We start from the raw sequence: 12,260 nt of genomic DNA, 5'->3' as shown, positions 1-12,260 counted from the left end.
GAAAAAATGAAAACTCTGTACATCGACTGCACAGCAGGCATCTCCGGCAGCAGATTGATCGGGGCCCTGCTTGATCTAAAAGGAGAAAAAGCCGACGAATTCGAGCGGCGGATGTCATGGCTCCGTCGCTATGGCTGCGCGTGGGCCGTCAGCGCGGGCCCGAACGGCGGGGCCGGCATCGAGGCGAAACCGGTTCCTTCCGGCTGCAAGACCTTTGGATTCGCGGAAATAGAGGCGCTCCTCGACGAGTCGAAGCTTTTGCCGGAGACGAAGGAACGCGCGCTCTCGGCCTTCAGCGCTTTGAAAACCGTGGGACGCGGCTTTTGCGGCGACGAAAGCGGGGCGCCTCTCCTTGACGCCTGCCTCGTGTTCGAAATTGTCGGAGCGCTCGCGCTCTTGGATACGCTTCAGGTCGATGCCGTCTATTCCTCGCCGGTCAACGTCGGCGGCCGTATGGGCGGATCTGGACAGAGCGCCGTGTCCGTGCCGGTTTCGTTTTTTCTGAAAGGGATGACCGTTTTCGCCCGCGAAGGGAAACATGAACGAACGACGTTAAGCGGCGCCCTGCTGCTCAAAGCCCTCTCCGCATCCACCGAGCCTCTTCCGGCAGGCAGGCTGCTTGCCGGCGGCTGCGGGGGAGTCGCGCCGCAGGGAAGCGCCGAGGCGCTGCACGTCATGGTGCTTGAGCAAAACGACGAAGCGGCTCTTCCGTATCTGACGGGGAAGATCGTCGTGATGGAAACGAATATCGATGACATGAACCCGCAGGATTATCAGAACCTGGAAGAGCGCCTCTTCGCGTGCGGCGCGCTGGACGTTTTTTTTACGCCCATACTGATGAAAAAACTCCGCCCCGCCGTGAGGCTGACGTGCATTTCCCGCGCCGCCGACAGAGAAAAGCTGGGCGAGATCATTCTGAGATACAGCACGACGATCGGCCTGCGTTGGAGCGAAGTCAACCGCATGACGCTGGAGCGCCGCCTCCGGAAATTCGAAAGTTCGTTCGGCCCGGTGTCGATGAAATTGTCATGCTGGGGCGGCGAAATCGTCCGCGTCACGGCGGAGTACGAGGATTTAAAGCGTATCTCTCAGGAGACAGGCTGTCCTTTGGATCGGCTTCGTCCTCTGGTCGTCAGTGAATTCCGTCAAAAGGAAGATTTATAAAAATGGATCTGAAACCGTTTTTGATACTTCTTAACGAGAATACCCGCGGACATATCGTCCAAAGCCGGGGGATACGCGACCGCATGCAGGAGCTTGCCGATTTCGAAACGGCGGAGTTCGACATCCCCCATTTACGCGGAGCGGCGCGGATCAAAGCTCTCAAACTGCTTGCCCGACGCCTTCCCAAGGCGACGCCGCAGGGCGCGGAGCGTTGGCTTTTGAGAGCCGGGGGCAGAGAGCTTCTTGACCGCATCGCGATGCTGAATCCGGAGCGGCGCCCGCTTCTTTTCCTTTCGGCGGGAAGTACGGCCGCGCCCTATTGCTTGGCTCTCGCCAAAAGATTCAACGGGAAAAGCTGCGTGGTGATGACGCCCTCCGTTTTGGGGACGAAACCCTTTGATATGGCGGTCGTGCCCAAACACGACGGACGCCGCGGCGACAACGTTCTGGTCACGCTGGGCGCCCCCAATTCCATTTCTCCGAAGCTTTTGGAGAGCCAGCGCCGGGAGCTGCTGAGCGATTATCCCCCGCACCAAAAAGACGCCTGGGGGATCCTCATCGGCGGCGACGATTTGAACTACTCGATCGCCCCTCTCTGGGTGAACAAAGTCCTGCCGACGCTGCTCGACGCCGCGGCCGACGCCAACGTCGACCTGTATATCACGACCTCGCGCCGCACGCAGGCCGCGACGGAGATGGAGATCGCCAAACTCTGCGGGGACACCAGCGTGGTGCGGATGCTCCTGCTGGCTTCGCAGGATTCCCGCAATCCCGTTCCCGGCATTCTCGGCCACTGCTCGCGCGTCTTCTGCACCGAAGACTCCGTTTCGATGATCTCCGAAGCGGTCACCGCCGGCGTGCAGACGGCGGTCGTCACCGTCGGCCATCACCACGGCGTCAAACGGCTTCTGCAGGAGGTGACGGAGTGGCTCGTGGACGCCCGGCTGCTCTCCACCACGCGTCTGTGGGGCGTGCCCCGCTTCAACAGGATGATCGAGGATTTCGAAAACCAGAATTATCTGTGCCTGGTCACCCCACGCAACCTGGACGACGATCTTCGCCATTTCCTCGAACGGCCGCTCGACGGGATGAACGGCTTCAACGAAGCCGGAAAAGCCGCGCGGTGGATCCTCGACCGGTGGCTGCCATGAAAATCATCCACATCCTCCCCGAACTTGAGATCGGCGGCGTCGAGCGCCATGTCATCGACCTGGCGAACGAGCTGGTCAAAAGAGGTCACGAGGTCATGGTGATCTCGGCCGGCGGCCGGATGGAGCGCCAGCTCAACGCGAAGGTGCTGGTGCGTCATCTTCCCGTGCACAAAAAAATCCGCTGACGGGACTGTACAGCGCGGTGAAAATCGCCCGCTGGGTCAGACGCGAAGGCTGGCAGATCCTTCACGCCCACTCCCGCGTGCCGGCGTGGATCGCCAACTGGGCCAGTCCTTTGGCCCGCGTCCCGTGGCTGTATACCGCTCATGCCGTGTACAGCCACAATTTCGGGCTTCATCCTTTATCAAAAGCTGATAAAGTGATCTGTATCAGTCAGGCCGTCAGGGATGATCTCAAAGACTATCTTCCCGCCGACTGTGAAGTGATTTACAACGGCTTGCCTGAAGACGTGCCGCAGTGGCATCCGCCTGTCGGCGGCACGCCGATCATTCTTTCGGTCGGTCGTTTGACTCGTTTGAAAGGGATCGATATTGTCCTCCGGGCGCTGGCTCTCTTGAAGCAAGAGGGGATATCCAACTGGCGGTTTGTGATTGTCGGCGACGGCCCGCAGAAAAAAGGACTGGAACAATGCGCCGTCAGTCTCGGCATTGCCTCACAGGTTGAATTTACGGGGTATAGAGAAGATATCGTCGATCGTTTGTTGAAATGCAGATGTTACGTGCTTCCTTCCGCTTCGGAAGGAATGGGGCTGACCTTGATGCTTGCCGCGAAGATGGGAACGCCCGTGCTCGCGTCGAATCTGCCCGCGGTGTGCGAACTGGCGCTGGATAAAGAAAAGCTTTTGCCGCCCTCGGATTCGGCGGCATGGGCCCGCAGCTTGCGCCGGTTATTGGCCGGACACATGGATGCCGCCTCGCGGTTCAACGCCGCCGCGCTTTTGACAGAGTCGCAGATGGTTCGAAAATTGATTGCGGTATATCAGAAGTTTGTGTGATCGTTGCGAGAGGACGTATGATATGCGGCAAAAACGCGTGTTGCATTATGTCGATGAAAACAGACTGTCGTGGATGCTTCCGTGGATTCAGCTTCTCAAGGAGCTGGAACGTTTGGGGATAGAGAACCATGTCCTTTGTCGAAGCGGCGGGACGTTGTGTGCGGCGTTGCGAGCAAATGACATCAAGTGTCTTACGTATAATCCGCTGGCGCAGTGGTTCCCGTTTATGTCACGCGGCATCGGCCGAGCTCTCAAGGTCGTCAGGCCAGATCTGATCCATACGCGACTTTCCTCTGCTGCGGCTTTAGGCGGGTGGTGGGGAAAACATAGAAATGTCCCCGTCGTCTCGACGTTCGATAAGTTTGCAAAAAGACGATATTACCGTCACAGTAACGTGCTGATCGGCTGTTCTTCCGCCGTGACGGCACATATCAAGACGCTTGACCTGCCGTGCGCCTGCTTCATCGGGACAATCCTGAACCCTATCGAAGCAGGACACTACACACGTGATGAATCAGTTCGCAAGACCACTCGTGCCGTAGAAAAGGTTGCCGCCGAAGAGATTGTCGTAATGGGCATGGGACGCTTTGTCGGTTGGAAGGGGTGGGATACTTACTTAAAGGCGATCGCTTTGGTTCCTGAGAATAAACGCTTCCGTTTTTACTTGTTTGGCTGCGGCGAAGAGGAAAAAAAGTTAAAACAGCTTGCGGAGCGTTTGGGCATTGTCCATCGCGTAAAGTTTAAACCGTTTGTTTCGGACGTAAGGCCATGGCTCTGGGCCGCGGATGTGTTCGTTTTCCCCTCGCATGCCGACGAAGCGTTCGGTCTGATGCTGCTCGAGGCTATGGCATGCAAGACCGTTCCTATCGCTACGGATATTCCCGGCACGCGGGACATTGCGTTCAAAGATCGAAACGCGCTCATATTTGGTGTCGGTGACGCCGCGGCGCTCAGCGAGGCGATTCTGCGCTGTACCGACGTTCAACTGAGAGCGAGGCTGTCTGCGGAGGCGGTGCGTACGGCCGAAAGAATCAGCGTGAGCGAGATTGCGCGCCAGACGCGCGATCTCTACGAATGCATAGTGCCTGTGATGTGCCGAGAGTAAGCCGTGATGGACGTATCCATAGAGGTGAAGACGAATCATGCGTGATGCAGTGTTTCAATCGAAAGGAAACAGCGCCGAACGGATCGAAAAACTGGCTGTATTTTCATACATGATCTCCGTTGCATTTTCTCCGCTCGGTCCTGTCGTTCATTACTCCTTGTGGACAATTTGTCTGAGCTCGATCCTCGTGACCAAAATAAAGTATCGCATGCCCCTCTCTCCACAGAACATCGACACGAAAGGAAGATGGATATTGCTGGGGTGGGGGACGCTGTGTCTCTGGACAGTGGCGATGGGGCTTTTGACTTTTCACGATCTCGACAGTTATGGCCGCAATGTTACAACGCCGCTGGAAGTGCTGCTGGGCATGTATTTGGCCGCACGTCTTCTGGGCAATGAAGCGGCTCGCGAAAAATTTATTCGCCTGTTTGTTTGGGCAAGCGTCTTTATTATGTTGGGCAACCTGAGTCGTGAACTGCATCTGATCGGTTACTTCCCGAACCGTTCTCTGGAAAACGGGAATAGTTTGGGACTATGCAGCGTTCTTCTGCTGCCGCCTCTGGTATGCTATGCGTTTTGGCGCGTTGACGATCTTATTCGTCGTCTAGCGATCGTTATGCCCGTATGTGTGGCAGTCTTTTTATCCTTTTCTCTGGGAGCGTGGGGTGCGGCGGCTTTCGGCGGCGCGGTCCTGCTTTATTGGATGTTCCGGTTCAAAAAGATCAAGGTCTCGCTTTTGTTGGGAATGAGCGCTTGTTTGTTGCTGATGGGCGCGGCGTTTGATTGGCATTCAGGAGGCGCCCTCTGGAAAAGGGCACAGGTAGAATATCGGCAGATCACGTCAACGCAGGATGTCGGCGCGCTGACGACCTACCGCAACGAAATCTGGAGCGCTTCGGCCTGTCTTATACGCAAACGGCCCATGACTGGGTGGGGCGGCATGCGCTTTGTAGACCTCTATCAGGAACTTTTCAGAACAAAAGCAGATGAGCTGGGATTAAAATATCAGCCGAGAGGAGAACATCCGCACTCGACGCTTTTTAACGTCGCGTTCCTTGCGGGAATTCCGGGGTTAATGCTTTTTCTGGCCGTTTATGCCGTTTCTTTGAAGAAGGCTTTCCGGCTCGTTCAATCCGAAGGCGGATGTGCTTTCCCATGGGGATTGTCGATTTCCGTTCTGCTGTTGACGATGCTGGTGTATGCTCTGAGCGGCGATGTGCTTGTGGGGCGGCGCGACATCTCGGTGATGTTCTGGTGTTTTTGGGGAATCTTGCTGATCGTGCCGGAGGGGCGCGGTTCGTCCCGCGAGAAATCATGACCGCGTTCGACCTGTTTTTACCGATATGATGAAAGAGGCATCGCAATGAGTCGTTTTATGGAGCTGGATCCGACCAAGGCAAAAACGTATCAGGCAAGAGAGCGTCTTTCTCTCGTCTCTGCGGCGAGCGGAGGGAAAGCCTACCGCCACGGCATGAGCATGGGAGAATTCTTCCTCGGCCTTCCGAACGTCCTGAAAGCCAAAGACCTCCTCGAGGTCGCCGCGGCGATCGCGCTGGCGAAGAAAAACGGCCGCCCCGTGATCGCCATGTTCGGCGGTCACGTTGTCAAGTGCGGATGTGTTCCGTTTCTGCTGGATCTGGCGAAAGACGGCTTCATCACGCATTTCGCGTCGAACGGCGCCGCCGCCATCCACGATACCGAACTGGCGTTGTGCGGGCACACCTCGGAAGACGTGGCCGCGCAAATCGAAGACGGTTCTTTCGGCATGGCGGCGGATACGGCGGATGTGTTGAACCACGCCGCTTCCCGCGCTCGCCTCAGGAAGGAAGGTTTTGGCGAAGCGCTTGGCGCCCTGCTGGCGGAAAAACGGGCTCCTTACGACCGTCTCTGCCTCTCGGTCCAGGCGGCCCGGCTGAATATCCCTTACACAGTTCATGTCGCTTTGGGGACGGATATCGTGCATCAGCATCCCAGCGCCGTCGGGGCGGATATCGGCGACGCGTCGCTGAGGGATTTCCGCATCTTTGCCGCCTCCGTTTCCCGGCTCGAAGGCGGGGTAATTTTGAATTTGGGAAGCGCGGTGATCATGCCGGAGGTCTTTCTCAAGGCGCTGTCGCTGGCGCGGAATTTAAAATTCAGCGTAAAAAACTTTACTGCGGTCAACATGGACATGATCCAGCATTATCGTCCCCGCATGAACGTCGTCACTCGTCCGGTGCAAAATTCCGGGAGAGGGTACGCCATCACCGGACATCACGAGATCATGATCCCGCTGCTTGGCGCCGCCGTCAGGGAATTCGAGGCGGGAACCTTGCATTTGCCGAGAGACGAGGTGCGCCGTGGTGAAGATTGAGCCGTCCAAAATCGAGCGAGTCCTCGTCGTCGGACTCTCGTGCATCGGCGACATGCTGCTGAGCAGCGCGGCCCTGTACAATTTGAGGATGTACCTGCCTCATGCGCATTTCACGATTCGTGCAAACGCTCAAGTTTCTGCAATGCTTGCCGATGACCCCATGTGGGATGAAATAAAATTTTACGACCGCGGCAAGCCGAATTCCCCCTACAATGGATGGCGAGGACGCGTTCGGGCGATCCGCGAGTTTCGCGCCGGAAAGTACGATCTCATCGTCGATCTGCGCAGCACGTTGATCCCGCTGTTCATGAACTGCCGGTACCGGCCGCTCTGGGGCTGGCGGGAAGTTTTTTTGCCGCGAAAGGTGCATGAAGCGGAAAGAAATCTCTATTGTATGCAAACTCTGGGCGTGCCGCTGAGAAGTCGAAGCATGAGGCTTTACGTCCCCGGGGATATCCACCGCGGCGTCCAGCGTGAGCTGGCTCCCTATCGGAACAAACTGGTGATTTTGAATCCGGGGGGGCGTGCGTTCAAACGCTGGCCCGCCGAAAACTTTGCGGCGTTGGGACGTCGTTTGAGCGAACGGGGATATAAAATCGCCGTGATGGGGTATTCTGCCGAGGAGCAAGCCGCGGCAGCGCCGGTTCTGGCTTCATTGCCGGAGGCGCTCGATTTTTCGGGACAGGTGCCCATGCCGATCAGCGCTTCGCGTTTGGCCGCGGCGTGTCTGTATGTCACGAATGACTGCGGCGGCCTTCATATGGCCAGCGCCATGGGAACGCCGACGGTCGGCATTTTCGGCACGACGGATCCGTGGCGGTATGGCCCGTGGGGAAACAGGCATGAAATCGTTTTTCCCAAGACGTGCCCGAAATCTTTTTGCCGCGACGAGGGCGCGAATTGTCCGATCGGGCGCGATAATTGCTTGAAGCAGATCCCGGTGGACGACGTGTGGGCGGCGGCGAGAAAAATCCTTGCGGCGTCGATTGACTGTGACGAGGGGCGAAAATGAATTTTCCGCGGGTGGCTCTGGATAACAATATCAAAGCGAAAGTTTTGTTTGTTCGTCTTTCATCTCTCGGTGATATCGTTCTTACGGCTCATATCGGCAGGAGACTGAAAGAGCTTTTCCCTTTTTTGAACTGTCATGGCTCACGGAAAAAAATTACGGTCCCTTTGCAGAATACATGCCATGGATCGACAAGGTAATACCGTGGGACCGAAAAGAGGGGTGGCGGGGTTTTCTTAAACTGATTTCGCGCGTTCGCAACGAGAAGTTTGATATCCTGTTTAACTTGCAGGACAACGATCGCACGGCCTTGTTGACCCTGCTTACGCACATTCCGTTGAAGATCGGCTTCCATCGGCATTTTCAGTTTGTTTATAACCAAGATGTCTATGCCGTCTTGGGGCAATTAGGCATTCCTCCCTGTCTAGAAAAACAAATTCGCAGTTCCTTGGTGCGTCCGGAGGGGACTCGCGTGTTGCCCCATGTATCGAAAGAGAAAACACGCGGTGTTGCGCCGCCCTGGCCATCGGAGCCAGCAAGGCGCGCAAGCGCTGGCCCGTTCCCTATTGGGCGCAGCTGATTCATTTTCTTTCGGAGAAAAACTGTCTGGCGGTGCTTCTGGGCTCTGGCGCCGAAGAAAAAAAGATGGCTCGAGAGATTATGGCACAGTGCTCTGGACAGAGAGTTCTCGATTGGGTAGACAAACTTTCGACGTCGGAATTGCTCTGCGTGTTGGCTGACGCTTCTTTTGTCGTCGCCGCCGACACCGGGCCGCTTCACATGGCGCGGGCGCTGGGGACTCCGGTGATCGCGATGTTCGGCCCGACGTCGCTCTCGATCTCTTATACGCAAAGCTTTGACAAGGTTGTTTATACATCCTGCGAAAAGATGGGGTGTTTGGATTGGAAATGCGATTTGCCCTGCATGGAACGTATTGCTCCGCAGAAGGTCATCAAAGCCGCAGAGGAAATTCTGGAATCTATTTTCCCGCAAAAGGGGTGAATCCGCTTTGTCCGAAGGCACTCTTGCAAAGATCATAGAACGGGTCGAGCGGCTTTCTCCATGTACAGTCGCCGTCGTCGGCGACCTCATGCTCGACCGGTATCTTTACGGCAGCGTGGAGCGGATCTCCCCCGAAGCGCCGATCCCGGTCGTGAAGTTTCAGAGTGAAAGGAGCGTCCTCGGCGGGGCGGGCAACGTCGTCGCCAATCTCTGCGGGCTGGGGGCGGACGTCAAGTGCTTCGCTCAGCTCGGCGGGGATCCGGCGGCGCGGGAAGTCCTGAAGCTTGTGGACGCCGTGAACGGTTCGTCCCGGGGAAGCGTCGAACTGTTCCCGTTCCATAAGGAGACGACGACCGTGAAAACGCGCGTCATCGGCAACGGGCGTCAGCAGATGATGAGGCTTGATCATGAGGATATCCTCCCGCTGGACCCGGAATCGGAGGGCGAACTTCTCTCCCGGCTGGCGGAATTTGCCGCGCGCCGTCTGAATGCGGTCGTCCTCTCCGATTACGGCAAGGGGATGTGTTCGTTTTCGTTGTGCCGCAAGGTCGTCGAGCTGTGCCGGGCGCGGCGGATCCCGGTTTTCGTCGATCCCAAGGGGCGGGATTGGCGGCGCTACGCCGGCGCCGAACTGGTCACTCCCAACGTGAAAGAGCTTTCGGACGTGGCGGGGTTCCACATATCGAACGACGATGACGAGGCGCTTGTGACGCAAGCTCAAAAGATTCGTTCTTCCTTTGGGTTGAATAATTTGCTGGTTACCCGCTCCGAAAAGGGCAGCACGTTCGTCGGCGAGCGCGAGTGTTTTGACGAACCGTCTCAGGCGGTCGACGTTTACGACGTTTCCGGCGCCGGCGATACCGTTATTGCTGCGGTCGCTTTTTTCCGCGCCTACGGCGTCGACTGGCGGAACTGCTGTCGGCTGTCGAATGCGGCGGCTCAAGTGGTGATCGGCAAGGCCGGTACGTATCCGATTTCCTGTCGGGAGCTGAAAGGTCTGTGCCTCTCCCAGGCGAAAGAACATCCGCCCTCCGGCGGGCAGAAGATTCTCGATGCGACTGCGGCGGTACGGCGGGTGAAGGCGTGGAAGGAACAAGGGGAAAAAGTGGTTTTCACGAACGGCTGCTTCGACGTCTTTCACGCCGGCCATGTCGACTCGCTGACGCGCGCCAGAACTTTGGGCGATCGTTTGATCGTCGGCCTCAACTCCGACCGCTCGGTGACAAATCTGAAAGGCGATACTCGTCCGATCAACAGCGAGCAGAACCGAGCCGCCGTTCTGGCGGCCCTTGAATGCGTCGACGCCGTGGTGATTTTCGACGAGGACACGCCGGAGCGGCTTCTTTCTCTGATCAGGCCCGATGTTCTGGTCAAGGGCGGCGACTATCGGCCGGAGCGGATCGCCGGCGCCGCATACGCCGGCAGAGTGGAGATCTTGCCGCTGTTGCCGGGGCTTTCCAGCACGTCGATCATTGACAAATTGCGCGAAAATGAATAAAAAAAAGTGGGTGATTCTCGATCGCGACGGGACGATCATCGAGGAAAAAAACTATCTCCATCGTCCCGAGCAGGTAGTCCTTCTGCCCGGCGTAGCCGAAGGCCTGAGATTTCTGTATGAGCGCGGTTACGTGCTGACGGTTGTGACCAATCAGTCGGGCGTCGGCCGCGGTTATTTTGCGATGGACGACGTTGACCGCGTGCACTGCCGGCTGACGGAGCTGCTGGCGGAACGGGGAATCACGCTGCAAGGGATCTACGTTTGCCCGCATCGTCCGGAAGAGCGCTGTGCGTGCCGCAAACCGGCCGTCGGGCTCATTTCACGGGCAAGCGCCGATTGCGGGCTGAACAACGACAATATTGCCGCCGTGATCGGCGACAAAGAATCCGACATGCAGTTTGGCAAAAATCTCGCCAGCCCTGTGATACTATTAATGTCGGGTTACGGCCGTAAGGAACGGGCGCGCGGCGTAAGCGCCGATTTTTACGCCGAGAACTTGCCGCAGGCGGCCCGTTGGCTTTGGGAACGTCAAGAATAAGGTGGAATCCATGGACAGGCACACGATAGAAGCGATCATTGCGGGAAATCTGGAACGCCACCGTCAGGTCTGCGAACGTCTGGCCGGTATGATGCCGCTGGTCGAGCGCGCTGCGGCGCTGATGATTCAGTCGCTGAAAAACGACGGGCGTATTCTTTTCTGCGGCAACGGCGGCTCGGCCGCCGACGCTCAGCATCTCGCCGCGGAACTTTCCGGACGGTACCTTCTCAACCGGCCGGCGCTTGACGCGGAAGCGCTGCATGTCAACACTTCGGCGCTCACCGCAATCGCCAACGATTTCGGTTACGAAACGGTTTTCTCGCGGCAAGTCGAGGCGCATGGCCGTCCCGGAGACACGCTGGTGGCGATTTCGACCAGCGGCGGCAGCGCCAACGTCGTGAAAGCGGCCGAAGCCGCGCGTCGCAAAAATATGCGCGTCATTGCCATGACGGGAGAAAGAAACTCGCTTCTGGCCGGCATGGCGGACGTCGTGCTGGCGGTGCCGACGGCCGAGACGCCTCGGATTCAGGAAATGCACATTCTGATCGGACACACGCTGTGTGAAATCATTGAAAAAAGCCTTTTTGAAGAGAAGTGATTTTTTTCTTGGGCTTTTTTCCGGATCGGGGAACGCGTTTTATCATCAAGGAGGGACTCGAATGAGTGTCAAAAGAAGAGGATTTTATTTTGCGCTGATGGTGAGCATGTTGAGCGTTTCGGCCGCCTCTGCCGCGGAGTGGCGCCAAAAGAAGGAATATCGCGACGATTTCGGCGCCAGCGTCGAAGTTCAGGCGACGTACTATGCGTCGGAATACGTGGAACGCTCGACTCAGGATCAGGCGCAGAAGAATCTGTGGACGGCCGACGAGGCGGAAGATTATCGTTACAATTTGCTGCAGCAGCTGAAACTTGATGATACGATCCCCGTGTTCATCAAATTCACGAACCGCGGGCCGGCGATCCGGATGGCTCCTTTCGAGAGCCAGGTCACTCTGACCGTGGGCAAACATCGTCTTTCCCCCGTCGATTACGACAAACGCTTCAACTTCAAAATCACCGATGAACGCGAAGGTTTCGTCTACTTTCCCCGCTACGATTCCAAGGGAAAACCCTATCTGACGCCGAAAGTCAAAACGGTCAAGTTCACCATCGACGGCGCCATCACGCCCGTGACGCTCGGCAAGACCATCGATTTCTTCTGGGACGTCAAAGACGACGACCCCGATAAGCTGCTGAAAGGCAAATCGGGCGCACGCATGGAGATGGACCGTCTGAACAAACGCGTCGGCAACCTCACGAAGGAAGGCAAAGGCCTTCAGGACCGCCTGAACGAGATCCAGGAAGAATTGACCAAGATCAACAATCGCATGATGGAGCTGCAAAAAGAAATCTAATGCCGGCGGAAAACGTAAAGGGACTCAACTC

At 57.1% G+C, this 12,260-nt stretch carries 13 protein-coding genes and 1 pseudogene; all 14 read left to right on the top strand.

Annotated elements, in window-relative coordinates; translation table 11 throughout:
• Positions 1–6 precede the first annotated feature (6 nt).
• The 14 genes and pseudogenes from RAH42_RS05520 to RAH42_RS05455 all read left to right on the top strand — a co-directional run bounded on the left by RAH42_RS05520 (position 7) and on the right by RAH42_RS05455 (position 12,229).
• The gene (locus RAH42_RS05520) at positions 7–1,164 is read left to right on the top strand and encodes a LarC family nickel insertion protein (protein ID WP_317540146.1); all 1,158 of its coding nucleotides are present in this window, start codon (positions 7–9) and stop codon (positions 1,162–1,164) included.
• Between the two features lie 2 nt (positions 1,165–1,166).
• Positions 1,167–2,315 (top strand): ELM1/GtrOC1 family putative glycosyltransferase, encoded by a 1,149-nt coding sequence (locus RAH42_RS05515; RefSeq protein ID WP_078016561.1) that lies wholly within the window; start codon positions 1,167–1,169, stop codon positions 2,313–2,315.
• Positions 2,312–2,500: a glycosyltransferase gene (locus tag RAH42_RS05510; RefSeq protein WP_317540248.1), complete on the top strand. Its 189-nt coding sequence runs from the start codon at positions 2,312–2,314 to the stop codon at positions 2,498–2,500. The genes RAH42_RS05515 and RAH42_RS05510 overlap by 4 nt, the downstream gene beginning before the upstream one ends.
• Positions 2,488–3,330 (top strand): annotated as a pseudogene (locus tag RAH42_RS05505) (glycosyltransferase); the annotation flags it as partial. The gene RAH42_RS05510 and the pseudogene RAH42_RS05505, both read left to right, overlap by 13 nt.
• 73 nt (positions 3,331–3,403) lie before the next feature.
• Entirely contained in the window at positions 3,404–4,435 is a 1,032-nt protein-coding gene (locus RAH42_RS05500) for a glycosyltransferase family 4 protein (RefSeq protein ID WP_317540143.1), read from the top strand.
• Between the two features lie 37 nt (positions 4,436–4,472).
• Entirely contained in the window at positions 4,473–5,753 is a 1,281-nt protein-coding gene (locus RAH42_RS05495; protein WP_317540142.1) for an O-antigen ligase family protein, read from the top strand.
• Positions 5,754–5,798: 45 nt separating this feature from the next.
• Positions 5,799–6,788 carry a hypothetical protein gene (locus RAH42_RS05490; protein WP_317540141.1) on the top strand — a complete coding sequence of 330 codons (990 nt, stop codon included), beginning with the start codon at positions 5,799–5,801 and terminating at the stop codon, positions 6,786–6,788.
• Positions 6,778–7,800 carry a glycosyltransferase family 9 protein gene (locus RAH42_RS05485; RefSeq protein ID WP_317540140.1) on the top strand — a complete coding sequence of 341 codons (1,023 nt, stop codon included), beginning with the start codon at positions 6,778–6,780 and terminating at the stop codon, positions 7,798–7,800. The genes RAH42_RS05490 and RAH42_RS05485 overlap by 11 nt, the downstream gene beginning before the upstream one ends.
• Before the next feature lie 175 nt (positions 7,801–7,975).
• Entirely contained in the window at positions 7,976–8,377 is a 402-nt protein-coding gene (locus RAH42_RS05480; protein WP_317540139.1) for a hypothetical protein, read from the top strand.
• A complete protein-coding gene (locus tag RAH42_RS05475; RefSeq protein WP_317540247.1) occupies positions 8,284–8,799 on the top strand; it encodes a glycosyltransferase family 9 protein in 516 nt (171 codons plus the stop codon). The genes RAH42_RS05480 and RAH42_RS05475 overlap by 94 nt, the downstream gene beginning before the upstream one ends.
• A gap of 7 nt (positions 8,800–8,806) precedes the next feature.
• Positions 8,807–10,297, top strand: coding sequence for a D-glycero-beta-D-manno-heptose 1-phosphate adenylyltransferase (gene rfaE2 / locus RAH42_RS05470; protein WP_317540138.1), 1,491 nt, complete (start codon positions 8,807–8,809; stop codon positions 10,295–10,297).
• A complete protein-coding gene (locus tag RAH42_RS05465) occupies positions 10,290–10,835 on the top strand; it encodes an HAD family hydrolase (protein WP_317540137.1) in 546 nt (181 codons plus the stop codon). The genes rfaE2 and RAH42_RS05465 overlap by 8 nt, the downstream gene beginning before the upstream one ends.
• Before the next feature lie 10 nt (positions 10,836–10,845).
• The gene (gene gmhA / locus RAH42_RS05460; RefSeq protein ID WP_317540136.1) at positions 10,846–11,433 is read left to right on the top strand and encodes a D-sedoheptulose 7-phosphate isomerase; all 588 of its coding nucleotides are present in this window, start codon (positions 10,846–10,848) and stop codon (positions 11,431–11,433) included.
• A gap of 61 nt (positions 11,434–11,494) precedes the next feature.
• The gene (locus RAH42_RS05455; RefSeq protein ID WP_078016551.1) at positions 11,495–12,229 is read left to right on the top strand and encodes a hypothetical protein; all 735 of its coding nucleotides are present in this window, start codon (positions 11,495–11,497) and stop codon (positions 12,227–12,229) included.
• Positions 12,230–12,260 lie beyond the last annotated feature (31 nt).

The sequence above is a fragment of the Pyramidobacter sp. YE332 genome (genome assembly GCF_033060595.1).
Lineage (GTDB): Bacteria > Synergistota > Synergistia > Synergistales > Dethiosulfovibrionaceae > Pyramidobacter.
The sequence above is the reverse complement of the archived record's forward strand: the minus strand, read 5'-3'. Positions and strand labels throughout refer to the sequence as shown.